This window comes from Aureimonas phyllosphaerae, from assembly GCF_047943035.1.
GTDB classification, from domain to species: Bacteria; Pseudomonadota; Alphaproteobacteria; order Rhizobiales; family Rhizobiaceae; genus Aureimonas; species Aureimonas phyllosphaerae.
This window is the reverse complement of the sequence record NZ_CP181348.1, coordinates 1901731-1927099: the sequence shown is the minus strand read 5'-3', so window position 1 is coordinate 1927099 and position 25369 is coordinate 1901731. Positions and strand designations below refer to the sequence as shown.

15 protein-coding genes are annotated in these 25369 nt (G+C 68.9%); 4 read left to right on the top strand and 11 right to left on the bottom strand.

Going from position 1 to position 25369, the window contains the following annotated elements; genetic code table 11:
• Positions 1–106 precede the first annotated feature (106 nt).
• From ACLNGM_RS08940 to ACLNGM_RS08905, 8 genes are all read right to left on the bottom strand, one after another.
• Positions 107–502 (bottom strand): VOC family protein, encoded by a 396-nt coding sequence (locus ACLNGM_RS08940; RefSeq protein WP_416358035.1) that lies wholly within the window; start codon positions 500–502, stop codon positions 107–109.
• A gap of 122 nt (positions 503–624) precedes the next feature.
• Positions 625–1515 carry a DMT family transporter gene (locus ACLNGM_RS08935; protein ID WP_416358034.1) on the bottom strand — a complete coding sequence of 297 codons (891 nt, stop codon included), beginning with the start codon at positions 1513–1515 and terminating at the stop codon, positions 625–627.
• Positions 1516–1822: 307 nt separating this feature from the next.
• Positions 1823–2881, bottom strand: a complete 1059-nt coding sequence (locus ACLNGM_RS08930) for a Gfo/Idh/MocA family protein (RefSeq protein ID WP_416358033.1) — start codon at positions 2879–2881, stop codon at positions 1823–1825.
• Positions 2878–3663 (bottom strand): ThuA domain-containing protein, encoded by a 786-nt coding sequence (locus tag ACLNGM_RS08925; protein WP_416358032.1) that lies wholly within the window; start codon positions 3661–3663, stop codon positions 2878–2880. The genes ACLNGM_RS08930 and ACLNGM_RS08925 overlap by 4 nt, the downstream gene beginning before the upstream one ends.
• Before the next feature lie 64 nt (positions 3664–3727).
• Positions 3728–6436, bottom strand: coding sequence for a malto-oligosyltrehalose synthase (gene treY, locus ACLNGM_RS08920; protein ID WP_416358031.1), 2709 nt, complete (start codon positions 6434–6436; stop codon positions 3728–3730).
• A complete protein-coding gene (gene malQ, locus ACLNGM_RS08915) occupies positions 6433–8292 on the bottom strand; it encodes a 4-alpha-glucanotransferase (RefSeq protein ID WP_416358030.1) in 1860 nt (619 codons plus the stop codon). Before malQ ends, treY begins: the two co-directional genes overlap by 4 nt.
• Entirely contained in the window at positions 8292–10169 is a 1878-nt protein-coding gene (gene treZ, locus ACLNGM_RS08910; RefSeq protein WP_416358029.1) for a malto-oligosyltrehalose trehalohydrolase, read from the bottom strand. The genes malQ and treZ overlap by 1 nt, the downstream gene beginning before the upstream one ends.
• A 191-nt stretch (positions 10170–10360) precedes the next feature.
• Positions 10361–11515 carry a zinc-binding metallopeptidase family protein gene (locus ACLNGM_RS08905; protein ID WP_416358028.1) on the bottom strand — a complete coding sequence of 385 codons (1155 nt, stop codon included), beginning with the start codon at positions 11513–11515 and terminating at the stop codon, positions 10361–10363.
• 195 nt (positions 11516–11710) lie between these two features.
• On the opposite strand from ACLNGM_RS08905, the gene ACLNGM_RS08900 reads away from it, so the two are divergent.
• The 4 genes from ACLNGM_RS08900 to ACLNGM_RS08885 all read left to right on the top strand — a co-directional run bounded on the left by ACLNGM_RS08900 (position 11711) and on the right by ACLNGM_RS08885 (position 19535).
• Positions 11711–15031, top strand: coding sequence for a DUF2126 domain-containing protein (locus tag ACLNGM_RS08900; RefSeq protein ID WP_416358027.1), 3321 nt, complete (start codon positions 11711–11713; stop codon positions 15029–15031).
• Complete coding sequence (locus ACLNGM_RS08895) at positions 15021–17399, top strand: circularly permuted type 2 ATP-grasp protein (protein ID WP_416358026.1); 2379 nt, start codon at positions 15021–15023, stop codon at positions 17397–17399. Before ACLNGM_RS08900 ends, ACLNGM_RS08895 begins: the two co-directional genes overlap by 11 nt.
• A gap of 2 nt (positions 17400–17401) precedes the next feature.
• Positions 17402–18301 (top strand): transglutaminase family protein, encoded by a 900-nt coding sequence (locus tag ACLNGM_RS08890; protein ID WP_416358025.1) that lies wholly within the window; start codon positions 17402–17404, stop codon positions 18299–18301.
• A gap of 97 nt (positions 18302–18398) precedes the next feature.
• The gene (locus tag ACLNGM_RS08885; protein ID WP_416358024.1) at positions 18399–19535 is read left to right on the top strand and encodes a diguanylate cyclase; all 1137 of its coding nucleotides are present in this window, start codon (positions 18399–18401) and stop codon (positions 19533–19535) included.
• Positions 19536–19539: 4 nt separating this feature from the next.
• On the opposite strand, the gene glgB is transcribed toward ACLNGM_RS08885, so the two are convergent.
• Genes glgB through ACLNGM_RS08870 form a run of 3 tightly spaced genes read right to left on the bottom strand, consistent with a single transcriptional unit; the run spans position 19540 to position 25343 of the window.
• The gene (gene glgB, locus ACLNGM_RS08880) at positions 19540–21759 is read right to left on the bottom strand and encodes a 1,4-alpha-glucan branching protein GlgB (protein WP_416358023.1); all 2220 of its coding nucleotides are present in this window, start codon (positions 21757–21759) and stop codon (positions 19540–19542) included.
• Positions 21756–23243: a phosphotransferase gene (locus tag ACLNGM_RS08875; RefSeq protein WP_416358022.1), complete on the bottom strand. Its 1488-nt coding sequence runs from the start codon at positions 23241–23243 to the stop codon at positions 21756–21758. The genes glgB and ACLNGM_RS08875 overlap by 4 nt, the downstream gene beginning before the upstream one ends.
• Before the next feature lie 48 nt (positions 23244–23291).
• Positions 23292–25343 carry an alpha-1,4-glucan--maltose-1-phosphate maltosyltransferase gene (locus tag ACLNGM_RS08870; protein ID WP_416358021.1) on the bottom strand — a complete coding sequence of 684 codons (2052 nt, stop codon included), beginning with the start codon at positions 25341–25343 and terminating at the stop codon, positions 23292–23294.
• Positions 25344–25369 lie beyond the last annotated feature (26 nt).

Below are 25369 nucleotides of genomic sequence, written 5' to 3'. Positions count from 1 at the left end.
TTCGCAGATTCTTCAACTCGCGAGCTAAATACGAAACCGCGTCCGTTGCAATGCAGCAAGCGCAGCGCGGAAGGATCGCTTGCGACCAAATTTCGGGAGAGAGCGCTCAAGCAAAGCGCCAGCTGCGCTCCAGCACCTCGATCTTGTAGCCGTCCGGGTCCGCGATGAAGAAGAAGCGCGCCTTGCCGCCGCTCGGAGGCGTCAGCTCGCGGATGCCCTGGGGCGCCAGCCCTTCGGCTTCCAGCCGCGCCCGCTCGGCCTCGAGGTCGGCGACGCTGACGGCGAGATGGCCGTAGCCGTCGCCGAGGTCGTAGGGTGTCGCGCGGTCCTTGTTGACCGTCAGCTCCAGCTCGAAGCCGGACTCCGCGTTCGACAGGTAGATCAGCGTGAAGGTCTCGAAGTCGATGCGATCGGCGATCTCAAGGCCGAAGGCTCGCGTGTAGAACTCCACCGAGCGCGCCTCGTCGCGAACGCGGATCATCGAATGAATGAGCTTGGCCACGATACGGGCTCCTGTGCTGCCGGTTGGGCAGCGGGAGATAGGCCGATGGCCGGACAAAACGAAGCCCGCCGGCGCGAGGCGCGGGCGGGCTTTCTAAGATCATGTGGGCGTGCGGCGCAGGATCAGGCGCGCAGCAACCGGGCTCGCCAGCTGCGGGCGGGCGTCGCGCTCGTGGACCCGCCACCCAGCGTCGACAGGCCGCAGAAGCCGACGAGCGCCATGCCAGCGACCGCGATCGGATCGGGCACTTCGCCGAAGAACAGGGCGCCGAGCACCGCAGCCCAGACGATCTGGCTATACTGCGTCGGCGCGATCTGGCTCGCCTGCGTGACGCGGGCCGCCATGACGATCGCGATGTGACCGATGCCGGCGCAGAGGCCGCCGAACACGAGGATTGGCATGTCGCGCACCGTCGGCACGACGAAATGCGGGATCATCGCGAGGCCATTGACGCAGACTGCCGCCAGGAGCACGGCGCCGACCAGCGTCAGGCGCTTCTCGGTGGGTCCGAGCGTGCGCAGGATGATGACCGTCAGCGCGCCGACGAAGGCGCAGGCCAGCGCCGCCAGATGCCCGAGCGACAGGGCGTTGAAGCCCGGACGCACGACGAGGAGGACGCCGGCCAGACCGCCGAGGAGCGACGCCCAGCGCCCGAGCCCGACGACCTCCTTCAGGAAGATCGCCGAAAGCATGGCGACGAAGACCGGCAGGAGGAAGATCAGCGCGTAGGCCTCGGCCAGCGGCAGCGAGACGAACGCGTAGGTCGCCGTCATGCCGCCGATCGTGCCGGTCGCCATGCGCGCCAGCACCAGCCAGGGGCGCTTCGGCGTCACGATCGAGCGCCATGTGTCCTCGGGGCGCTTCGACAGGAGCGCCGGGAACAGGGCGAAGAGGGAGATGAAGAAGCCGATTTCGAAGACCGGCATCGAGGAGGAGCCGAGGGCCTTGGCGGCGGCGTCCGAGCAGGAATAGGCGAGATAGGCCAGGAAGGCGAGAAGGATTCCGGTATGCATCGCAGTGCGGCTTCGAGGGTGCGGGAACAGGGACGAGCCGGCGTCGCGATCTGGCGATCATCTGCCCCGTAGGGCGCGTTTTCGTGTTGAGGCGGTCGGCATGCGCAACATCGCGCATGACGGTTGATAGTCCGTTTATCTCGGCTGCGACAACGCCGCCAAATGCCTGATTCCGATCATCTTCTCTTACCGAGCGGCATGACGCGTGATGACGCTTCGTGCCCCGCCGTCATTGCGGCGAAAGCATGGAAACGGCATGTCGGCCAAAAGAAATGCGGAGGTGTTGCAGCTCAGCGAAGCGTGCCGCTCAGAGCGCTTGGAGCCAGCGCCCTTCCCGGTCCGAGACGAAGCAGAGATCGAGAAGCTTCTGGATCTCGGCGGCGTGCCGGAAGTCCGGCTGGCCGTTCTCGCCGGTCATCAGCGCCATGGCGAAGCGATGCTCGTTGCGCGGCGTGACCGGGCATTCCACGGGGCGCCAGGTCTGCGTCTCGATGTCCGCGCCGAGACACGCCTCGAGCCGCGAGTCCTTGTGGTTCGCCCAGATGCGCAGCGCACCCCTCTCGCCGTAGATCGCAAGATTCAGATCGTTGAGATTGCCGGTGGCATAGCGCGTCATATGGACGGTACCGAGCGCGCCGTTCTCCATCTCGACCGTCATCGCGACGCTGTCGTTGACGTCGAGCGTATAGGCCCCGATCGCCCCGCCCTCGGCCTTGTCGTAGGTCTTCATGCGCGCCTGAAGCGCGGCGACGCTAAGCGTCGTGCCGAAGCAGGCGAAGTCGAGGATGTGGATGCCGATGTCGCCGAGCACCCCTTTCGAGCCGTGCTGCGAGGACAGGCGCCAGAGCCAGCGCTCATCGGTTCGCCAGTCCCCCCAGTGCGGGCTCGTCAGCCAGCTCTGGAGGTAGCTCGCCTCGAAGTGGCGGATGGTGCCGATCCGGCCATCCTCCACCAGCCGCCGCGCCATCTGGATCGCATGGGCGTTGCGATAGGTGAGATTGACCATGTTGACGAGGCCGGCGCTCTCGGCGGCGTCCGTCATCTCGATGGCATCCGGGTAGTTCACCGCCAGCGGCTTCTCGCAGAAGACCGGCTTGCCGGCCGCGATCAGCTTGAGGCTGGTGGCCTTGTGCGCGCCGTCCGGTGTCGAGTTCACGGCGGCGTCGAAGGCGCCCCATGCGATCGCGTCGTCGAGCGAGCCGAAGGCTTCGGGAATCGCATGTTCTTCGGCGAAGGCGCGGGCGCGCACCTCGTTGGTGTCGACGGCGGCCGCCAGTCGGCATCCGGGAATGGTGGCGAAATGCTCGGCATGGCGATGGGCGATCGACCCCGTGCCCAGAATCAGGATCCGCTTGTCTCCGCTCACCGGAAGCCCTCCTCCCCGGCCTGGTGCAGCGACAGGCCCTTCTTGACGATCCGCTCGCGCGCCGCGTCGATCGGCACGTTCGGCGCGTTGGAGACGTCCTTCCAGGGCCTCGCGGGGTTGTTGGCCCAGTGCACCGCGTTGCGCAGCACGGTCTGGACCTGCGCGTCATGGTAGATCGGATAGGTCTCGTGGCCGGGCTCGAAGTAGAAGATCCGCCCGGCACCGCGCTGGTAGGTCAGCCCCGAGCGGAAGACCTCGCCGCCCTCGAACCAGGAGACGAACACCGTCTCGAGCGGCTCGGGCACCAGGAACGGTTCGCCGTACATCTCGGAGTTCGGAAGCTCGATCGCCTTGTCGATGCCTTGCGCGATCGGGTGCGACGGGTTGATCACCCAGAGCCGCTCCCGCTCGCCCGCCTCGCGCCAGCGCAACGAACAGGGCGTTCCCATCATCCGCTTGAAGATCTTCGAGAAGTGGCCGGAATGGAGGACAAGGAGTCCCATACCCTCGTTCACCCGCTGCTGCACGCGATCGACGATCTCGTCGGAGACTCGGCCATGCGCCTTGTGTCCCCACCAGATGAGGACGTCGGTCTCGTCGAGCCGCGACTGCGGCAGGCCGTGCTCGGGCTCCTCGAGCGTGGCGGTCGTCGCGTCGATCCCGCCGTCGCGCGACAGCGCGTCGGCGATGGTGCGATGGATGCCGTGCGGATAAATCGACCGCACGGCCTCGTTCTCGTTCTCGTGGAGGAACTCGTTCCAGACGACGGTGCGGATCGGCATGGGCGTTCCTTCCAGATCAGGCGGATGCGAGGGCCGGCGCGGCAGCGGTCGCCGCCGGGCTTTCTCAGTCGGCTATCAATAGCGCGACCGGCAGATCGGCCAAGAGGCGCGAGAGCGGCAGCGACGCCGCGCCTGACACCGGCTTGAGGTTGAGAATGTCCTCGAACCTAGCGCCCGACAGCTGCGACGGCAGCCGCACAGCGGTATCGCCCCACGCAGCGGGATCGGGCATCGGCATCTCCGCCCGGTCGCCGAGGAGGCCGAGCGCCAGGCGCGGCACCACCGTGACGGCGAACCGCCCTTCCCGGTCGCTGCGCGCGAAGGCGAGGACGTGGTCCCGCTTCTCGCCCGTCACCTCGAGCGGCATGTACTTGCCCGTCGTGAAAAGCTCCGGCGCCTTGATGCGCGCCTTGAGGGCGGCAGCCGTCAGCTTCGCCTTGACCCGGCCGTCCCGCCAGTGCAGCAGCGCCTCGGCGACGCCGTGCCCGTCGGTCATCGCGGCCTCGCGGGCCTTGAAGTCGATCTTGCGACGGTTGTCGGGGTCGACCAGGCTGAGGTCGTAGAACTCGGTGCCCTGATAGATGTCCGGCACGCCGGGCGCGGTCAGCTTCACCAGCGTCTGCGACAGCGAGGTCAGGGCACCGGCCACCACGAACGGCTGGACGTCGCGCCAGAACGCCTCCAGGAAGTCGCCGCTGCCGCTCTTCGACAGGGCGGCTTCGACAAAGCCTTTCAGCGCCCCCTCATAGGCCTCGTCCGGCGCGGTCCAGGTCGTGAAGCGCTTGGCCTCGCGCGCCGCCTTCTCGGCGAAGGCGGCGAGACGGTCCGACAGTTCCTTGCGCATCGCCCCGTCGGCCGGGTCGAAATCGGCGGGAATGACGCCGACGAGGGCCTGATAAAAGCCCCATTCGGTCGCCGGGTCGGGGGAGACCCCGGTCTCGCCGATGTCCTTGCGCCAAGGCGCCAGCGTCTCGGCCGCCTTCGCCGCGATCTCGGCCCAGCGCTCCGGCGCCTCGCTGATCGTGTACTGGCGTGCGCGGGCGTCCTCGCCGCGCTTGGTATCGTGCGTCGAGGAGGCAATCAGACCTTCGGGCTGGTCCTCCAGCCGGATCGCCATCTCGCGGTGGAAGGCCGGCACGTCGGCGCCGTAGTGATCCGGCTCGCCGCCCACCTCGTTGAGGGCGATCAGGCGGTTGTAGCGGTAGAAGGTCGTGTCCTCGACGGCCTTCGCCATGACCGCGCCGGTGGTCTGCTGGAAGCGGCGGGCGAAGGTGAGCGCGCCCGTCACGTCCTGCCCGTCCTCGAAATCGAGCTTCAGGAGCCGACCGACGAAGGCGACCGGCCGGTTGGCCTCGACCTCGCGCCGGGATTGGGCAAGCGCCACGGCGTCGTCGATCACCTGGATGTCGGGCTCCGGCACCCCGTCGACGCTTGCATAGGTGCGATAGACCGGTAGCGCGGCCGCGACCTCGACGATCGAGCGCATCATCGCGTCGCGCCCGAAGTCGCGCGTGTCGAGGTCGCGCGCGGCGACCGATAGCGCCGTATCGGTGAGGAAGGCGAGTTCGCCCGCGAGATTGTGGCTGAAGATCAGGCGCTTCTGCTCGACGATCATCTGGCGGAGGTCCTCCTCCGTGCCGATGAAGTCGGCATAGGCCTTGGTCATCGCCTCCTCCCTGGAGGCATCGACATAGAGGCCGGAGAGCGCCGTGATGAACTCGTAGCCGGTGGTGCCAGCGATGTTCCAGTCGCGCCGCAGGCGCTCGGGACCCGTCAGGATCTTCTCGACATGGATCTTCACGTCGCGCCCGATCGTCTCGAAGGCGCGGTGAAGATCGGCCAGATAGTTCTTCGGGTCGGCAACGCCGTCGACATGGTCGATGCGGATGCCGTCGAGCCGACGCTCGCGGGCCAGCCGCAGGATCGTGCGGTGCGACTCGCGGAAGACGCGGCGCATTTCCTGGCGGACGCCGATCAGGTCGGCGATCTCGAAGAAGCGGCGATAGGACAGCTTCTCGCGCGCCAGCCGCCACCATGCGAGGCGCCAGGCCTGCGCCTCGTGCAGCGCGTGGAGCGCGTCCTTGTCGGCGTTGATCGCCGCGACGCCGGCCTTCAGCGCCGCCAGAAAGGCGGGGTCGGCCACATGCTCGGCGAAACGCTCGTTCAGTTCCTCGCCGTCGGCGGGCACGGCGGCCGAGAAGCGACGCACCATGCGGTCGCGCTCGGGATGATCGACGAAGGCGAAGACGTGGCTGAGCGTGCGCGGATCGAGTGGCAGCTCGTAGCCGCCGGCCGAAAAACGCAGCTCGCGGCGATCCTCGTTGTAGACCACCGACAGGTCGCCGTCCTTCAGCGCCTCGCCATAGGGCTTGCCGAGGGTCGGGACGAGAATCTTCTCGGCCTCCCACGAGATGTCGAAGGTCTGCGCGAAGTGGCTGTCCTGCCCCCAGCGCAGGACGTCTTCCCACCAGGCGTTGGCCGGCGAGACGCCCATGTGGTTGGGTACGAAGTCGAGGATCAGCCCGAGATCGGCGGCGCTCAGCGCGTCCGACAGCGTGTTGAAGCCCTTGTCGCCCCCGAGGTCTTCCTCGAAGTGATTGTAGTCGACGACGTCGTAGCCGTGCGTCGAGCCGGGCGAAGCCGCGAAGATCGGCGAGGCGTAGAGGTGGCTGACGCCGAGCGTCTGGAGATAGGGGATCAGGTCCCGGGCCTCCCCGAAGCCGGTGCCCTCGCGGAACTGAAGGCGGTAGGTGGCGACAAGGGGTCGGCTCATGCGGTCTCCGGTCTTTCCTGACGCATCGCGCGCGCCATTGCCTGGAAGCGTTCATCCGAGGCGAGGTCCTCGAGGGCCACGTCGGACCGGATGCGCCAGTTGGGATATTCGTCCATCGTGCCGGGCAGGTTGGGCTGGCGCTCGGCCAGAACCATGTCCTCGACCTGAACCGCAAAGAGCATCGAGCCGGTGCGGGCGCCGAAACGGTGGACGGCGAGCGCAAGATCCTGTCCAAGCTCGGCCGGCAGGTCCCCCTCGCCGCGCGCCGCCGCATGCCATTCGGGCGGCAGCAGGTTCTCGTGCTGGAGCGCCGCGAGCAGCGTCATGCGCTCGCGCGCCCGGCCTTTGAGGTCTCGCGCCGTCGCCGCCTCGTCCTGGCGTCCGGTCTCGGAGCGCAGCTTGATATCGGCGCCGCGCCACCAGCCCGCGAGGGTCGCGAGATCATGGGTCGAGACGCAGGCCAGCGAGCGCTCGGGATATTCGCCGGTCGCCTTGAACAGCCCGTCGTCCCAGCGCTCGAAGTAGAGCACCTTGTAGGCGAGGATGTTGGCGTCGTGCATCACGTCGCGGAAGCCTTCCGGCACGGTGCCGAGGTCTTCGCCGATCACGAGGCACCGGTTGTCTTGCGAGACGCGCGCAAGCGCGTCCACCATCTCGCCAAGCGGATAGCGCACGTAGCCGCCACCGCTGGAGCGGCTGGTCTCGGGGATCCACCAGAGCCGCGCAAGGCCCATCGCGTGGTCGATGCGGATCGCCCCGGCATGCTCCATGAGCGCCGCGTAGGCCGAGGCGAGCGGCGCATAGTGGCGCTCGGCCAAGGCGCGCGGCGACAGGGGCGCGAGCCCCCAGTCCTGTCCGTCGGAGTTGAACATGTCGGGCGGCGAGCCGACGCGCGCCTCGCGCACGGTCAGTTCGGGATCGGCCCAGGTCTCGGCGCCATCCGGCGACACGCCGACCGCGAAATCGAGATAAAGGCCGATCGCCATCCCGGCGGCCTTGGCGCGGCGCTGCGCCTCGCCGAGCTGCCGGTCGCATTCGAACTGCAGCCACTCGTGAAAGAGGACGTCCTCCGCCTGGCTCGCCTCGAACGCCTTCACGGCATCGCTCGAGCGCTTGTGGAAGGCCTCCGGCCAGTTGTGCCAGCCGGCACTGCCTCCCTCGCCCCGCATGTGAGCGGAGATCGCCTCGAACAGCGCGAAGTCGCGGAGCGCCGGACCGCCCTTCTCCTGAAAGGCGCGGAAGCTTTCGTCCGCGTCGAGCCCGCCGCGCGCCGTCTCGAAGGCGGCACGCAGGAGGCGGTGCTTCAGAAGGCCCATGGCGGGATAGTCGACGAGATCGCCGCCGAGCGCCTCGAATGCGGCTGCGTCGCTCTCGCGCGCCTTCGCGATCGCCTCCGCCCCGCCGGCGAGATCGTCGACCGCGAGATAGAACGGATTGATGAAGCGCCGGGTCGAGGGCGAGTAGGGGCTGTAGCGTCCGGCGTCCGACAGGAACAGAGCGTGCAGCGGATTGACGCCGACGAAGCTCGCGCCCTCGGCACCCGCGATCTCGGCGAGATGGCCGAGATCCTGGAAGTCGCCGATCCCGAGGCTGCGGGCCGAACGGAGCGCGTAGAGCTGGCACGTCACGCCCCAGCGCTTGGCGCGCGCGGCATCGGGCAGCGCACAGGCGAGCGACGGGCGGTGCTCGGCCTCGCCGAACGCCCCCGCCTCGCCAGACGCGGGATCGACCTTCAGCGCCTTCAGGAGCGCCGACTTCGCCTCGTCCGGGATCGCCTTGGCCTCGCCGAGCTCGGACTTGTAGCGGATCTGGATGCCGTGGCTATCGGCGAGATCGTCGAGCGGAACACCAGCCATCACTGCACCCCGCCGAAGAGTTGCCCGTCGGCGAGCGCGAAGACGACGGTCATGGCCGGCACGCGGCCGGCGCTGAGCTCCTCGTGCGACTGCTTGTGGTTGGCGTAGACGATCTCGGCGCCCGACAATCTGGCCGTGTCGAGGGCTTCCGGGATGGTCCACGCCTCGTCCGATAGATTGGCGAAGAGGTGATAGACGCGACCGGGCTGCAGTTCCCAGGATACCACGAAGCCGAGACCGTCCACCAACGACTTGCCGCAGCCGCCGCGCGCGCCGTCGAGCAGCGGCATCAGAACGTCCTGACGCTGCTTCAGAAGCTTCGTCGTGACCTGCAGGCGACGGCGCTGGATCGGCCGGGTGACGAGATCCCAGTCGATCCGCGAGATCTCGAAGGTGCGCTCCGAGTTCGGGTCCGGGAAAACCTCGGCCGCCTCCTCGTCCTCGAAGGCGGCGAACTTGCGGAACTCCTTGCGGCGGCCCAGCGAGACCGCGCTCGCCAACTCGCCGTCGAAATCGGTGAAGAAGCAGAAGGAGTTGCAGTCGCCGAACTCGTCGCCCTGGAACATCAGCGGGATCTGCGGCGACAGGAGAAGGATCGCCTGCACGCAGTCGTAGATGCGCGCCGACGAGAGGGAGCGCAGGCGGTCGCCGAAAGCCCGGTTGCCGATCTGGTCGTGGTTCTGGATGAAGTTGACGAAGGCCGTCGGCGGCAGGTGCGCCGACGGGTTGCCGACCTCCCGGTCGCGGTGCTTCGACATGTCGCCCTGGAACACGAAGCCGGTGGCGAGCGAACGCGCCATCTGCGCGGCGGTCTCGCGCGTGTAGTCGGAGTAGTAGGACTCCTGCTCGGCCGTCGCGAGAACATGGGCCGTGTGGTGGAAGTCGTCGTTCCATTCGCCCGATACCAGCGGAATCGAGCCATCCTCGCCGCGCTCGATATGCCAGGTGATGTTGCGATCGTCCTCGGTGGTGATGTGGACATGGCGGTCCGACATCACCTCGCGCACCCGCGCGGCGAGCTCCTTCACGAGCGGGGTGTCGGTCGTGTCCTTGATCGAGTCGATCGCATCGAGCCGCAGGCCGTCGATCCGGTACTCGGTTATCCAGTAGAGCGCGTTCTCGATCATGAAGTCGCGCACCGGCTTCTCGTCATAGGCGATTGCCGCGCCCCAGGGCGTCGAGATCTCCTGATGGAAGAATTCCGGAATGTAGGTGGGGATGTAGTTTCCGTCGGGCCCGAAGTGGTTGTAGACGACGTCGAGGAAGACCATGAGGCCGCGCTCGTGCGCGGCGTCCACGAGGCGCTTCAGCCCCTCCGGCCCGCCATAGACCTGATGCGGGCAGTAGAGGAGCACGCCGTCGTAGCCCCAGCCGCGCTGGCCGCCGAACTGGGCGACGGGCAGGAGCTCGATCGCGGTGATGCCGACGTCGCGCAGGTAATCGAGCTTCGGGATGATAGCGTCGAACGTACCTTCCTCTGTGAAGGTGCCGACATGAAGCTCGTAGAAGACGCATTCGTGCCACGGCCGCCCCTTCCAGTCGGCGGTGCGCCACTGGTGGGCGCGCGGGTCGACGAGACGCGACAGCCAGTGCACGTCGCCGGACTGGGCGCGCGCCGCGGGGTCGGCGACCAGCGTCTCGCCGTCCAGACGGTAGCCGTAGGACATGCCGGGCCCGATCGAGGTCGCGACCGTTTCCCACCAGCCGTCGTCCGACTTCGTCAGCGGCTGGAAATGGTCGGGCTCGGTGGAATCGACTTCCGCCACGGCCAGTTCGACGCTCTTGGCGCTCGGCGCCCACAGACGGAACCGGCTGCCCTCGGGAGCGTAGCGTGCTCCCCAGCTTGTGTCGAAGGAGAAGGTGTCGCCGCCGCTCATGCCCGCTGTGCCTCATGTCGATGGGGGAGCGGGCACGCCGGGCGCCCGCGCTGAACGCCGCGCCGGATCCCCCTCGGTGCCCGGCCAGCGTGTGGGTAAGTGGAGCGTGGGCGCCGTCCGGCAGGGGCCGGGCGACGCTTTATTGCATAGCGGGATAAGTGGATCGCACCCCCGCGTCGTGGCGGCTCTCGTCAGGCGGCGACGGGCTGTTCGGCCGAGGCCGTGGCGCCCGCCGCGGGCACGGGCTCGACAGGCGCCGCGCGCTCGGCCGGCCGGGCAGCATGGCCGATGCGGCCGTGCACGAGGTCGTGGATGAAGCCGAGCTTGCCGATCACCGTGGGCGACAGCACGAACGGGTAGAGATCCTGTAGGCCCATCGCACGGTTCATCGAGTTCAGCGCCTGGCTGACGGCGAGCCAGCCGTCGTTGATCTGCTCGATCGTGGTCGCCTCGTCGTAGACCTTGAAGTCGAGGTCGGTCGTGAGGATGCCGTCGCGGTCGAGCCGCGGATGGATCGTCATGCCCCAGGAACCGGCGACCTCCAGCGAATCCACGATATGGAGATAGTGCGCCCAGGTCTCGGCGAAGTCCTCCCAAGGGTGCACCGCGGCGTAGGACGAGACATACTCCTCCTGCCAGTTCGGCTTCGGCCCGTTGGCATAGTGCGTCTTCAGTGCCTCGCCGTAGTCCTGGCGGTCGTCGCCGAAGATCGCCCGGCATTCGTCGAGCGCACCGCCGTCGCGGACCAGGATGTCCCAGTACCAGTGGCCGACCTCGTGTCGGAAATGGCCGAGCAGCGTGCGGTAGGGCTCGCCCATCGCGGTGCGGCGCTTCTCGCGCTCGGCGTCGTCGGCCTCGGCGAGCGCCACGGTGATCACGCCGTCGGCATGCCCCGTCATCACCTTCTCGCCGCTCGCCGGATCGTCGGCCAGGAACTTGAACCCGAGCCCTTCCGGATGTTCGGCCTGCGTGTAGAGCGGCAGGCGCAGGCGCAGGAGCGTGTAGAACAGGCGGTGCTTGGCCGCTTCCATCTTCGCCCAGAGCACTTGGTTGTCGGGGTTGGACAGGTCCGGCACCATGAGGTTGTGCCGGTCTGCGAGGCAGTAAAGCTCGGAGCTGTCGGCCGGTACCAGCCAGTTGCAGACGCCGTACTGGTAGTTGTCGCAGTAGCGCCAATGCGATCCGTCGCTGCCGCGGCCGACCGACACGAAGTTGGTTCCGGCGGGCTCCAGCGCCAGGACGCGGTTGGTGCGCGGCTCGTAGCCCAGGGCATGGCCGCAGCGTTCGCAGCGAACGTTGTTGAAGAAGACGACCTGATCACAGGACGGGCATGAGAACAGCTTCATCGGGGATCCCTCGCGCCCCCGCCGGCCGGTCGGCGGGTGTGGCGCGGTAACACGGGCGTGCCCAAACGGTTCCCGTGACCGGAAGTGACGGATCGATCGAGGAAATCGCGCCATGCCGCATTGCAGCAGTTCCAGACGGCGCACCTTGTGCATAGACTGCGGGTGGTCGAATCCATTCGTCGAGTCCGGGAACCGATGCCGATCCTCGCAGCGCTCCGTCACCTGACCCATTACCGCTACGACCGGCCGGTCACGCTGGGACCCCAGACGATCCGGCTGCGCCCGGCCCCGCACTCGCGCACGAGAACGCCGGCCTACTCGCTTAAGATCGAGCCGGCCGAGCACTTCATCAACTGGCAGCAGGACCCGTTCGGCAACTGGCTGGCGCGCGTCGTCTTTCCCGAAAAGGCGCGCGAGCTGCGCATCGAAATCGATCTCCTCGCCGACATGACGGTCTACAACCCGTTCGACTTCTTCGTCGAGGAATGGGCCGAGACCTACCCCTTCGCCTATGGCGACGACCTTTCGACCGACCTGAAGCCCTACCTCCAGACCGAGGCGGCGGGCCCCCGGCTCCAGACCTTCCTGCATTCCGTCGACCGGACGCCCGTGCGCACGATCGACTTCCTGGTCGCCCTCAACCGCCGGGTTGAGGCGGCGGTCGACTACACGATCCGTATGGAGCCGGGCGTGCAGACGCCGGAGGAGACGCTGGAGAAGGCGTCGGGCTCCTGCCGCGACTCGTCCTGGCTCCTCGTCCAGGCGTGCCGACACCTCGGCCTCGCGGCCCGCTTCGTCTCCGGCTACCTGATCCAGCTGAAGCCCGACCTCGTGGCGCTGGACGGCCCGGCCGGTACGAGCCACGACTTCTGCGACCTCCATGCCTGGGTCGAGGTCTACGTGCCGGGCGCCGGCTGGATCGGCTTCGATCCAACCTCGGGCCTGATGACCGGCGAGAGCCACGTGCCGCTTGCTGCGACCCCGCACTATCGCTCCGCCGCCCCGATCGTCGGCGGCGTCGACCCGGCCGACGTCGAGTTCGACTTCGACATGAGCGTGACACGCGTGTCGGAGGCGCCGCGCGTCTCCAAGCCCTTCTCCGACGAGAGCTGGGAGGCGCTCGACGCGCTAGGGCATCGGGTCGACGAGGACCTGCGGGCGATGGACGTGCGACTGACGATGGGCGGCGAGCCGACCTTCGTGTCGATCGACGACTTCGAGGGCGCGGAGTGGAACGCCGACGCCACCGGCCCGGCCAAGGCGGGGCTAGCCGACGGGCTGCTCCGCCGCCTTCAGGCGCGCTTTGCGCCGAACGGCTTCCTGCACCACGGTCAGGGCAAGTGGTATCCCGGCGAAACCCTGCCGCGCTGGACCTATTCGATCTACTGGCGGCGCGACGGCAAGCCGATCTGGCGCGACCCGGCGCTGCTCGCCGCCGACGGCGCGCCGCCCGCCGGCGCCACCGTCGAGGCTGCCGAGACCTTGATCCGCAGCGTTGCCGAGCGGCTCGCCATCGATCCCGCGAACGCGCTCAAAACCTTCGAGGACCCGTCCTACTGGATCGCCCGCGAGGCGAAGCTGCCCGAAAACGTGACGCCCGGCGACTCGCGCCTCGAGGACGCCGAGGAGCGCTCGCGCCTCGCCAAGGTGTTCGACCGGGGGCTCGGCCGGCCGGTCGGCGTGGTGCTGCCCGTGCAGGCGTGGCAGGCCCTGCCCCGGCGCTGGATGTCGGAGCGCTGGGCGACGCGGCGCGGCCATGTGTTCCTAGTGCCGGGCGACAGCGCGATGGGCTATCGCCTGCCACTCTCCTCGCTCGCCCACCTGCCGCCGGCGCGCTACCCCTACACCCACCCGGCAGACCCGCAGCAGTCCTTCGCGCCGCTGCCCGAGCCCGAAGCGCTTGGGAAGGCTCTGGCGCGCATCGACAAGCAGGACCCGCCGACCTGGACGCCTCCGGAAGCGTCGGCCGACGACGAGATCGTGGGCGCCGTGCGCACCGCGCTCGGCATCGAGCCGCGCGATGGCATCCTCCACGTCTTCATGCCGCCGCTCGAAACGGTGGAGGCCTATCTCGACCTTCTCGCCGCGATCGAGGACGCGGCCCGCGCGCTTGGGCAACCAGTGCGCATCGAGGGCTACGCGCCCCCGTTCGACCCGCGGCTCGACGTCGTGCGCGTCGCGCCCGATCCCGGCGTCATCGAGGTCAACGTCCACCCTGCCCGATCGTGGGGCGAGGCGGTCGAGATCACCACCGCCGTCTACGACGCGGCGCGCCAGTCGAGGCTCGGCACCGACAAGTTCATGGTGGACGGCCGCCATGCCGGCACAGGCGGCGGCAACCACGTCGTGGTCGGCGGCGCGACGCCGGCCGATTCCCCGTTCCTGCGCCGGCCCGACCTTCTGAAGTCGCTGGTGCTGCAATGGCAGCGCCACCCGTCGCTCTCCTATCTCTTCTCCGGGCTCTTCATCGGCCCGACCAGCCAGGCGCCGCGCATCGACGAGGCGCGGCACGACCAGCTCTACGAGCTCGAGATCGCCATGGCGCGGGTTCCCGGCCCCGGCGAGGGCGCGGCGCCGCCGCCCTGGCTGGTGGACCGCCTGTTCCGCAATCTCCTCGTGGACGTGACGGGCAACACCCACCGATCCGAAATCTGCATCGACAAGCTCTACTCGCCGGACGGGCCGACCGGACGGCTCGGGCTCGTCGAGTTCCGCGGCTTCGAGATGCCGCCGGACGCGCGCATGAGCCTTGCCCAGCAGCTTCTGATCCGCGCGATGGTCGCCGCCTTCTGGCGCCGGCCGCTGGCGGGCCGCTTCGCGCGCTGGGGAACGCAGCTCCACGATCGGTTCATGCTGCCGGAATTCGTCTGGGCCGACTTCCTGTCCGTGCTCGATGAACTTGCCGCTGCCGGCTATCCCGTCCGGTCCGAATGGTTCGAGGCGCAATGGGAGTTCCGCTTCCCGTTCTGCGGCAAGGTGACCCGCGAGGGTGGCCTGTCGCTGGAACTGCGCCAGGCGCTGGAGCCGTGGCATGTCATGGGCGAGACGGGGGCGATCGGCGGCACGGTTCGCTTCGTCGATTCCTCGGTCGAGCGGCTTCAGGTGAAGCTGTCCGGCTTCGATCCCTCGCGCCATGTCGTCACCTGCAACCAGCGTCCCGTGCCGCTCAGCCCAGGCATCGAGTCGGGGACGGCGGTGGGCGGCGTGCGGTTCAAGGCGTGGCAGCCGGCCTCCGGTCTCCACCCAACGATCCCGGTCCACGCACCGCTGACCTTCGACATCTTCGACCGCTGGTCGGGACGCTCGCTCGGGGGATGCGTCTATCACGTCGCCCATCCCGGCGGGCGCAACTACGACACGTTCCCGGTCAACGCCTACGAGGCCGAGGCGCGGCGCCTCGCGCGCTTCGAGGACATCGGCCATACGCCGGGTTCGTTCCGGCCGGCGTCCGAGATGCCCGATCCGAGCTTCCCGACGACGCTCGACCTCCGGCGGCCCGCCTCGCTTGCGCACTGAGGGAACCCAGCGCCAGTCGCAGTCGCAGGGGCGGCTCGGTGCGGCCGTCGAGCCCCCGAGGCGCCCCGTCGCCGGGGCCTACGACGAGATGCTGGCGCCCGATGGCAGCGTGCGGCCGGTCTACCGGCCAATCGTCGACGCGCTCGCCGCCCTGTCTCGGCCCGAGCGCGAGGCCCGGTTCGGCGCCGCCGAGCAGTACCTGCGCGAAGCCGGCGTCTACTACCGGGCGGGCGAGGACGGCGGCGCGCGGCAATGGCCGCTCGCCTTTCCGCCCTTCGTGATCGACCCGACGGAGTGGCGCGGCCTCGAAGCGGCCCTGCGCCAGCGCGCGACCTATCTGGAGCGTCTCCTCGCCGACCTCTACGGCGAGCGGGCCCTGGTGCGCGAAGGCATCCTTCCCGGCCGTCTCCTCGGCCGCAATCCGGAGTTCCTGCGCCCGCTGGCGCGACAGGCCCTTCGTGGGAACCCGCTGATCCGCTTCATCGCGGTCGATCTCGCGCGCGGGCCGGATGGCGTGTGGCGCGTTCTCGGCGACCGGGCGCAGGCCCCCTCGGGCGCAGGCTTCGCCCTGGAAAACCGCGTCGCGACCTCGCGCGCCCTGCCCGATCTCGCGCGGCAGCTCCACGTGCGCCGCCTCGCCGGCTTCTTCGCGCGGTTCCGCGAGACGCTGGAGGGACTGAACGACCAGGACGGCGCCCGCGTCGGGCTGCTGACGCCCGGCCCCTTCAACGAGACCTATTTCGAACACGCCTATCTCGCCCGCTATCTCGGTTTCCACCTTCTCGAAGGTGGCGATCTGGTGGTGCAGGGCGACCGGGCCAAGCTGCGAACTGTCGATGGCCTGCGCCCGGTCGGCGTTCTCTGGCGCCGCCTCGACGCCGATTATGCCGATCCGCTGGAGCTGTTCTCGCAGTCCCGCATCGGCACGCCCGGCCTTCTTCGCGCCGTGCGCGCCGGGCATCTCGAACTCGTCAACGCGCTCGGCTCCGGTATCCTGGAGACGCCGGCCTTCGCCGCCTTCGAGGACGCCTTGGCGACGCGGCTCGTCGGCGAGCCGCTGGCGCTTCGCTCGGTCGAAACGCTCTGGTGCGGCGACGCCGCTTCGCGCGCGCGCGCGGCCGTCGAGCCCGGCTGGACGCTCGGCTCCGCCTTTCCCGGACAGATGCTCGAGCCGGCCGTCGCCCGGCTTCCCGCCAGCGGGGATGCCGATCACCTCGTCGCCCGCAGGTCCCCGCCCCTCTCCTGCGTCCCCGTCGAAGCGGACGGCGCGATGGATGGCCAGCCCGTCACGCTGCGCGTCTTCCTCGCGCGCTCGGGCGAGGGCTGGGACGTCATGCCCGGCGGCTTCGCGCGAGCGGCGCACCGCGGCGAGGCGACGCCCGCGATCGGTGCGGGCGGGCGCTCGATGGATGTCTGGATCCCCGGCGACGAACCGGACGCGCCGATCACCCTTCTGAGCTCCGGCCGCGAATTCCGCCGCCGCCTGCCGGGATCGCTTCCGGCGCGCGCGGCCGACAACCTGTTCTGGCTCGGCCGCAGCGCCGAGCGCATCGAGGTCGCGGTCCGTCTCTGGCGCGCGGCGCTGGAGCGTCGCGGCGAAGAGCGCGAGACCGCCGTCGACGCCGCGCGCCGTGCGCTTCTCAAGCGGTCCGGCGTTCGCGACGACGACCCGCTTGCCGGGCTTCATCGCGCCGCGCGCTCGGCCTTCGACATCGCATCGCGCATCCGCGACCGCTTCTCGCCCGACGCCTGGCGCGTCCTGGCCGAGGTGGTGGAACTCCTCGACGAGGCCCGCCGCCGCAAGGACCCGGCCGACCATCCGGCGCTGGCCGGCCGCCTTCTGACGCGGCTCGCCGGCTTCTCCGGTCTCGTCGAAGAGAACATGTACCAGTTCTCCGGCTGGCGCTTCCTCCAGTGCGGCCGCCGCATCGAGCGCGGCGAGGCGACGGCGACGGCGACGGCCGACTTCCTCGCCGCCGGCGGCGAAGGCGTCTTCGAGGCGCTGCTCGAATTCACCGACAGCCGCCTCACCTACCGACGTCGCTTCTCGGTCGAGCTCCATGCCGAGACCGTCCTCGATCTCTGCCTGCTCGACCCCCTCAACCCGCGCTCCGTCGCCTATCAGGTCGCCGCGGCGCGCCGCGCCATGGCGGACCTGCCGGGTACCCATGCCGGCGAGAGCCTCGATCTGGCGGCGCGGCGCATCGCGCGCCTCCACGTGCGTCTCGAGACCGCCGTGCCTGCCGAGATCACGCCTGCCTTCCTCACCCGCGTGGCACGCGATCTTCGGGACATTTCGGACCTTCTCTCCGAGCGCTACTTCGCCGTCGCCCCGCAAGGGTCGATCGAACGCTTCGGCAGCGAATAGGCGTGCCCGTGATCTACGACATCCGCCTCCTGATCGCCTACCACTATCCCGGCTTCGTGGCGGACGCCCGTCACATCCTGCGCGTCGAGCCGCGCGAGGATCGCGGACAGCGCGTCCTCGCGAGCCGGCTGCGGTTCGAGCCGACCCCGAGCGAGTTGCAGCGCGAGACGGATTTCTTCGGCAACCGCACCGCCCACGGCCTGATCGCGCGCCCGCACGACGCGCTGCGGGTCGAACTCGAGACACGCGTTCGCGTCGAGCGTCCGGCACCGCGGCTCGAAGGCACGCCGACGCTGCGGCAGGTCCGCGAATGGAGCGCGTCCTCCGTCGAGAGCGAGGGCGACAGCCCGATCCATTTCGGCGGGGCCGGCCGCCTCGTCTCGCCATCGGCCATGGTCGCCGCCTATGCGGCGGAGACCCTGGAGGCGGCACCTGCGATCGGCCTCGGGCTCCTCATGCTCGCCCGGCGCATCCGGTCCGAGTTCCGCTTCCAGGCCGGCGTGTCGTCGGTGGCGACGCGCGTCGAGGAGACGTTCGCGATGCGCCGCGGCGTCTGTCAGGACTTCTCGCACATGATGATCGCGGGCCTTCGCGGCTGCGGCGTTCCCGCCGCCTATGCCAGCGGCTTCCTGCGCACCGAGCCGCCGCCCGGCCGGCCACGTCTCGCGGGCGCCGACGCGATGCATGCCTGGGTCGAGGCCTGGGCGGGCCCGGATGCCGGCTGGATCGGCCTCGATCCGACGAACGGCTGCCTCGCCGGCGAGGACCACGTCCTCGTCGCGCTCGGCCGCGACTATGCCGACGTCGCGCCGATCGACGGCGTCCTGATCACGGCGGGCCCGCAGAAGCACCACCACGCCGTCGACATGGTGCCGGTCGAGCCCGAGGTAACAGCGTCTTAACGACACCGCCATCCGACACGCTGCCCGGCCACCGTCCATAAGACTTCCTTCGCGGATCGAGGCACACAGTCCCGCCGATCGGAAAGGCGCGGGGCCCATGCAGATCGACCTGTTCACCATCTACGTCCTCTGCGCGGCCGTTCTCGGCGTCGCCAGCGCCATGGCCTTCGGCGAAAGCCTCTTCAATCCGCGCCACCAGCGGGTCCTGCGGCTCTGGTCGCTCGCCTATCTGTTTCTCCTCGCCGGATCGATGCTCGTGTCCTGGCGGGAGGAACTGCCGACCGTCATCGGCTCTGGCCTGTCGAACATCCTGATCTTCACGGGCTACGGCCTGATGGTCGCCGGCATCACCCGCATCGGCGGCCGCGACGTTGCCCCGCCGCTCGCCGCCTTTGTGGGCGGTGCCGCCCTCTGGCTCTGGGTGGGGCCGAACCTTCCGCTACCGATCTGGCATGCAATGGCAGCGCTGGTGATCGCCTGCATCCAGTTCGCGGGCGTCGCCGCGCTCCTGTCGCCGACGCTCGGCGCCATGCGCTCGCGCCCCCTCGCCGTCGCCGTCTTCGCCATCCACGGCGCGGTCTACATGATCCGCGTCATCGCCATGCCGCTGCTCGACACGGTGGCGGACGCCGGGATCATCAAGGTCCTGTCGATCCTGACCATGGGCGAAGGCGTCCTCTACGCCGTCGCGGCGCCCATGGCGCTTCTGGCCATGGTGCGCGAGGAGGGCGAGAACCGTCTCGTAGTGGCGGCCCAGACCGACTTTCTGACGGGGCTCGCCAACCGCCGCAGCTTCACCCAGCAGGCGAGCGAGCGGATCGGACCCGATCTACCGGCCGGCATCCTCCTCGTCTTCGATCTCGACCATTTCAAGCAGGTCAACGACACGTTCGGCCATCAGGCCGGCGACGACGTGCTGAAGCTCTTCGCCCGGGTGGCGGAAAGCGAGATGAAGTCGAGCGCGGTGATCGGGCGGCTCGGCGGCGAGGAGTTCGTCGCCTTCGTGCCGGCCTGCGACATGCGGGAGGGAGCCGAGATGGCCGACCGCCTCCGTCGCCGCTTCCGCGACGCGTCCGAGGCCGGCGCGCGCGCCATCCCCGTGACAGTCAGCGTCGGCGTCGCCTCCACGATGGGACGCGGTCTCGACGAGACCATGGCGGCCGCCGACCGCGCCCTCTATCGCGCCAAGCGGCTCGGCCGGAACCGGGTCGAGCCGGAGGCGCTGGCGGCCTGACGCCTCAGCGCGGCACGAGGACGATCGTCGACAGCGGCGGCAGGCTCAGCGATAGCGAGAACGGCCGGCCGTTGGCGTGGACCTCCTCCGCCTCCCGCCCGCCGAAATTGCCGACGTTCGAGCCGCCGTAGATCTCGGCGTCCGTGTTCATCGCCTCCGCCCAGAAACCGCCATGCGGCACGCCCACGCGATAGCCGTGGTGGACGTTGGGCGTGAAGTTGCAGACAACCAGCGCCGCGCCGCCGTGCTTGTCCTTGCGCAGGAACGAGAGGATCGACTGGTCGACGTCGGACGTGTCGACCCATTCGAAGCCGGCCGGCTCGCAGTCGTTCTCGTAGAGCGCCGGGACGCCGCGATACAGCGCGTTGAGGTCGCGGATCAGGCGCTGCACGCCCTCGTGCTCGCGATACTGGAGGAGGTGCCAGTCGAGCGACTGGTCGTGGTTCCACTCCGCCGACTGCCCGAACTCGCCGCCCATGAAGAGCAGCTTCTTGCCGGGATGGGTCCACATGAACCCGTAATAGGCCCGCAGGTTGGCGAACTTCTGCCACCAGTCGCCCGGCATCTTGCCGAGGATCGAGCCCTTTCCGTAGACCACCTCGTCGTGGGACAGCGGCAGGACGAAGTTCTCGGAATACGCATACACCATGCCGAAGGTCATGTGGTGCATGTGGTATTTGCGGTTGATCGGGTCCTCCTGCATGAAATGCAGGGTGTCGTGCATCCAGCCCATGTTCCACTTGAAGTGAAAGCCGAGGCCGCCGGCATAGGTCGGGCGCGAGACGTCGGGGAAGGCGGTCGATTCCTCGGCGTGGGTCGAGGCGTTCGGATACTGGCCGCCGACCTGCTCGTTGGTCTCCTTCAGGAAGGCCATGGCCTCGAGGTTCTCGCGCCCGCCGTAGATGTTGGGCTCCCACTCGCCGTGATTGCGCGAGTAGTCGAGGTAGAGCATCGAGGCGACGGCATCGACGCGCAATCCGTCGACATGGAACCGGTCGAGCCAGTAGAGGCCGTTGGCGACGAGGTAGTTCTTCACCTCGGTCCGCCCGTAGTCGTAGATCAGCGTGTTCCAGTCCTTGTGGAAGCCGCGCCGCGGGTCGGCGTGCTCGTAGAGCGCCGTGCCGTCGAAGCGGCCGAGCCCGTGGACGTCGGTCGGAAAATGGCCGGGCACCCAGTCGAGGAGCACGCCGATATCGGCCTGATGCAGGGCGTCGACGAGACGCGCGAAGCCGGCCGGATCGCCGAAGCGGGCGGTCGGCGCGTAGAGGCCGATCGGCTGGTAGCCCCACGAGCCGTAGAACGGGTGCTCCGACACCGGCATGAACTCGACATGGGTGAAGCCCATGTCCTTCACATAGGCCGTCAGTTCGCGCGCCAGCGCGTCGTAGTCGAGGAACGTGTCGCCGTCGCCCCGCTTCCACGAGCCGAGATGCACCTCGTAGATCGAAACCGGCTTCTCGCGGTCCTGCCAGTCGCGCGACTTGGAGCGGAAGGCGTCGTCCTTCCACTCGTGCTCGACGAGGCCGTCGACGATCGAGGCGGTGGAGGGGGCGAGTTCCTGGCGGAAGCCCACCGGATCGGCCTTCAGCGGCAGGATTTCGCCGTGCTTGCCGATGATCTCGTACTTGTAGACTTCGCCGCGCTGGAGGCCCGGGATGAAGATCTCGAAGACGCCGGTGTCGAGGCGCTTGCGCATGACGTGGCGCCGGCCGTCCCAGGCGTTGAAGTTGCCGACCACCGAGATGCGGCGCGCGTCGGGCGCCCACACCGCAAACGCGACGCCCTTCACGCCGTCCATCTCGCGGGGATGGGCGCCGAGCTTCTCGTAGAGCTTGTAGTGCCGTCCCTCGGCCAGGAGATAGGCGTCGAAGTCGGACAGGAGCGTGCCGAAGCGGTAGGCGTCCTCCTCCTCCCAGGTCACGTCGCCATGGGTGAAGCGGAAGCGATGGGTCGGCACGTCGCCAGCGATGAAACCGGAGAACAGGCCGTCGACCTCGCCGCGCTCGAGCGTGCCGAGCACCTTTCCGGCCGTATCGATCACCTCGGCGCGCTCGGCGCCGGGCCGCATCGTGCGGATCACCGCGCCGCCGTCGGTGCGATGGATACCAAGCACCCCGAACGGGTTCTCGTGCCGCCCGACGCCGAGCGCCCGCGCCTCGTCCCCATGCAGCGCGTGATCGAAGCCGGCGACGGCCGACGAACGGTTGGTTTCAGTCTGGCTCATCGGAGGACCTGACGCTTTTCGAGAAGGGAGACGATGCCCCGAAGGGGGATGGACAGCCACGCCGGCCGCATGGCCGCCTCGTAGCGCAGTTCGTAGAAGGCCTTCTGCAACACGAAGAGATCGAGAAGCTTCATGTTCGCGGCCGAAGAGAGCGAAACGCCGCTCGCCGCTTCCCAAGCCTTCAGGAACTCGGCGCTCGTGCGCTCGCGCCAGGCGTCGGACGCCGCGCGGGCGGGCTCGCCAGCATCGGATCCGAGGCGGTCGCGGGCGGCGAATGCGGCATAGTCGAAGGAGCGCAGCATGCCGGCGACGTCGCGTAGCGGCGAGGTCTTCGCCCGGCGTTCGGCAAGCGGGCGGCCCGGCTCGCCCTCGAAGTCGAGGATCACGGCGTCTGCGCCCGACACCAGAACCTGACCGAGATGGTAGTCGCCGTGGATGCGCGTACGCCAGCCGCCGGCTTCGTCCGCCGGAAAACCGGCGAACCACGCGTCGATCTCGCCGCGCGCCGCGAGCAGGCGGTCGATCTCGCCTTTTAGTTCCGGGCTGCGCTCGGCCTCGCGCGCGAGCACATCCAGCGCCTCGCCCGCCTCGGTCCTCGCCTCCGCGATGATTCGGCCAAGCGAGGCCGCGTCGAGCGGCTCGGGATCGAAGGCGGCATCGCCCGTCTTCCGAGCCAGCGCCGCATGCATCTCGCCGGTGCGCCGGCCAAGCGTCGCGCCGGCATCGAAGCGCTCGTGCGTGATTTGGCTGCCCGACAGGTCGGCAACGAGGTCGTCGGTCACGACGCCCCAGGCGTCGCCGCGATTGGCGACGCGCTCGAAGAGGGCCGCGACGGCGGTGTGGCTGCCGTCAGGCCGCCGCAGTTCCAGCCAGGCGAAGAGCGCCGGCGCGTTGGTGAAGCCGCTCCGGTCGGTCAGGAAGGCTGTGACCTCGAGCTCGGGCTGCTCGCCGTCGCGCAGGCGACGGTAGAATTTCAGGATGCCGAGCTGGCCGACCCCGACCGAGGTGTTGGACTGCTCGCCCGACAGGACCTTGATGTCGGAGGTCGGCACGTCGGCGACGGCCGCCAGCCGATCCGCCGTGGCGCGGCTGCGATGGACGACCAGCGCTCCGCCCTCCCCTTCGCCCTTCGCCAGAAGCGCGACGACGGCCGCGGCAAAGGCGGGGTCGCGCGCGCCGTCCGCCAGAAGCCCGCCGGCCGGCCCCGCATCGAGGCTCGTCGCCGCCGCGCCCTCCGCGGCGCGCACGAGCGGCAGGAAATAGCGCTGCGTCTCGCCGTCCTCGACATGGACGACGAGTTCGCCGAGCTTCGCCGCCCCGATCGAGTCCTCGATCGCCTCGAAGCGGGCGTTCGAGACCCGTTCGGAGCGCCCCGCGTACCAGCGCTGGCGCCCGGCGAACTCGACCAGCGCGGAGGATGGCACCGAGGCGGCGTCGAACCCGGCGCTCGGGGCGCCGTCCGGCCGGGAATGGGACATGGTCATGCTCGCACTCTCGCTTCGCTCATCCTCAACCGGTCGCCGCGGCGGCCGTCAGACCGAGATCCGGAACACGGCGTAGGGCCGCTCGTCCGGGCGGAACCACCAATGCTGGATCTTGCCCGACCAGACGAACTGGCGGTCGTCGACGAGATCCTCGACCTTCACCGAAGCGTCGTCGCCCAGTCCGAGTTCCCACAGCGGCACCTCGAAATGCCCGCCCTGCGGATTGTGCGGGTCGAGGCTCACCATCACCAAGATGTAGGACGACCGGTCGGGCGTGCGCTTGGCGTAGTAAAGGACGTTGTCGTTCCAGAAGTTCAGGAACTCGAGGTTTCGGAAGTCGCGCAGCGCCGGTTCCGAGTTCCGGATGCGGTTGAAGAAGGCGATGTCGTCGCGGATATTGCCTTCGCGCTTCCAGTCGAAGGCGCGGATCTCGTACTTCTCGGAGTCCTTGTACTCCTCCTTGCCGGCGACCAGCGGCTCGTATTCGCAGAGCTCGAAGCCGGAATAGACGCCGTAGTTGCCGGCCAGCGTCGCGGCCAGCGCAAGCCGGATGCGGAAGCCCGGCCGCCCGCTCGTATGGAGGAAGAGCGGGTTGATGTCCGGCGTGTTGACGAAGAAGTTCGGCCGCATGAACTCGGCACACTCCTCCTTCGTCAGCTCGGTCAGGTACTCGCGAAGCTCCCACTTCTGGTTTCGCCACGTGAAGTAGGAATAGGACTGGTTGTAGCCGACCTTGGCGAGCCGCTTCATCAGCTTCGGCCGGGTGAAGGCCTCCGCCAGGAACACCGCGCCGGGGTCCACCAGCCGCACCTCGGCGATCATCCATTCCCAAAACGGGAAGGGCTTGGTGTGCGGATTGTCGACACGGAAGATGCGCACGCCCTTGTTCAGCCAGAACAGGACGACGTCGAGCAGTTCCTGCCACAGCGAGGGGATCGCGCCCTCGCGGTAGAAGTCGACATTGACGATGTCCTGGTACTTCTTCGGCGGGTTCTCGGCGTATTTGATCGAGCCGTCCGGCCGCCAGTCGAACCATTCCGGATGCTCCTTGATCCACGGATGGTCGGGCGAGCACTGGATGGCGAAGTCGATGGCGATCTCCAGCCCGTGGTCGGCAGCGCGCGTCACGAGGCGCTGGAAGTCGGCGAAGGAGCCGAGCTCCGGGTGGAGGTCCTTGTGGCCGCCCTCGTGCGATCCGATCGCATAGGGGCTCCCCGGCTCCCCCTCCTGCGCCGTGACCGAGTTGTTCTTGCCCTTGCGATTGGACTTGCCGATCGGGTGGATCGGCGGGAAATAGAGGACGTCGAAGCCCATCTCGCGAATGTCGGGCAGGCGCGCGATGACGTCGTCGAACGTGCCATGCCGGTTGACGTCGCCGGACTGCGAGCGCGGCATCAGCTCGTACCAGGCGGAGAAGGCCGCGCGCTCGCGATCCACCCAGACCGGCACCTCGCGGCCGTAGGACGAGAGGTTCTCGCGCAGGCCGACGTCGCGCAGGAGCGCGACGGTCGTCGCCTCCTCGAAGGCGGCGTAGAGAGCCTCGCCGTCGCCCTTGGCGGCGAGCTTGCCGATCCGGTCGCGCAGCGCTTTCAGCGCCTTCTGCTGGTCCTTGGTGCCGCGCCCGGACCCGGCCGCCTTTTCGAGGAGGATCGCGCCCTCCCGCAGCTCGAGCGAAATGTCGACGCCGGCGTCGCGCTTCTTCTTCGTATCGCTCGCCCAGGTCGCGAACGTGTCGCGCCAGGCAACGATCGTGAAGCGGTAGGGGCCCGGCTGGTCGAAGGCGACGGTCGCGCCCCAACGGTCGTTGGCGATGAAGACGAACGGCGTCTCGCGCCAGTTCGCTTCGTCCACGCCGCGCGTCAGAAGCGCTGCGGCAATGATCTCGTGGCCGTCGGAGAAGATGTCGGCGGTGACGGTGAGCGGCTCGCCCTCGAAGCGTTTCACGGCGAACCGACCGCCGTCGATCTCGGGCTGGACGCCCTCGATGGCGACGCGGTCGGCGGCGAGCATCTGCAGTCGGTCGAGCGATGCGGCGGCGGATGCCTTTCGGGCTGCCGTCTCGCGCTTCTTGGGCTTCGATCCGGTTTCGACCTGGGACATGGGCGGGCCTTCCTGCTGCCTGTCGA

Bases quoted from the DNA above. Each gene is read 5' to 3' on its own strand.
- ACLNGM_RS08935 (WP_416358034.1), bottom strand. From the start codon at position 1,515: ATGCATACCGGAATCCTTCTCGCCTTCCTGGCCTATCTCGCCTATTCC.
- ACLNGM_RS08925 (WP_416358032.1), bottom strand. From the start codon at position 3,663: ATGCCGATCCGCACCGTCGTCTGGAACGAGTTCCTCCACGAGAACGAG.
- treY (WP_416358031.1), bottom strand. From the start codon at position 6,436: ATGAGCCGACCCCTTGTCGCCACCTACCGCCTTCAGTTCCGCGAGGGC.
- malQ (WP_416358030.1), bottom strand. From the start codon at position 8,292: ATGGCTGGTGTTCCGCTCGACGATCTCGCCGATAGCCACGGCATCCAG.
- treZ (WP_416358029.1), bottom strand. From the start codon at position 10,169: ATGAGCGGCGGCGACACCTTCTCCTTCGACACAAGCTGGGGAGCACGC.
- ACLNGM_RS08905 (WP_416358028.1), bottom strand. From the start codon at position 11,515: ATGAAGCTGTTCTCATGCCCGTCCTGTGATCAGGTCGTCTTCTTCAAC.
- ACLNGM_RS08900 (WP_416358027.1), top strand. From the start codon at position 11,711: ATGCCGATCCTCGCAGCGCTCCGTCACCTGACCCATTACCGCTACGAC.
- ACLNGM_RS08885 (WP_416358024.1), top strand. From the start codon at position 18,399: ATGCAGATCGACCTGTTCACCATCTACGTCCTCTGCGCGGCCGTTCTC.
- glgB (WP_416358023.1), bottom strand. From the start codon at position 21,759: ATGAGCCAGACTGAAACCAACCGTTCGTCGGCCGTCGCCGGCTTCGAT.
- ACLNGM_RS08875 (WP_416358022.1), bottom strand. From the start codon at position 23,243: ATGACCATGTCCCATTCCCGGCCGGACGGCGCCCCGAGCGCCGGGTTC.
- ACLNGM_RS08870 (WP_416358021.1), bottom strand. From the start codon at position 25,343: ATGTCCCAGGTCGAAACCGGATCGAAGCCCAAGAAGCGCGAGACGGCA.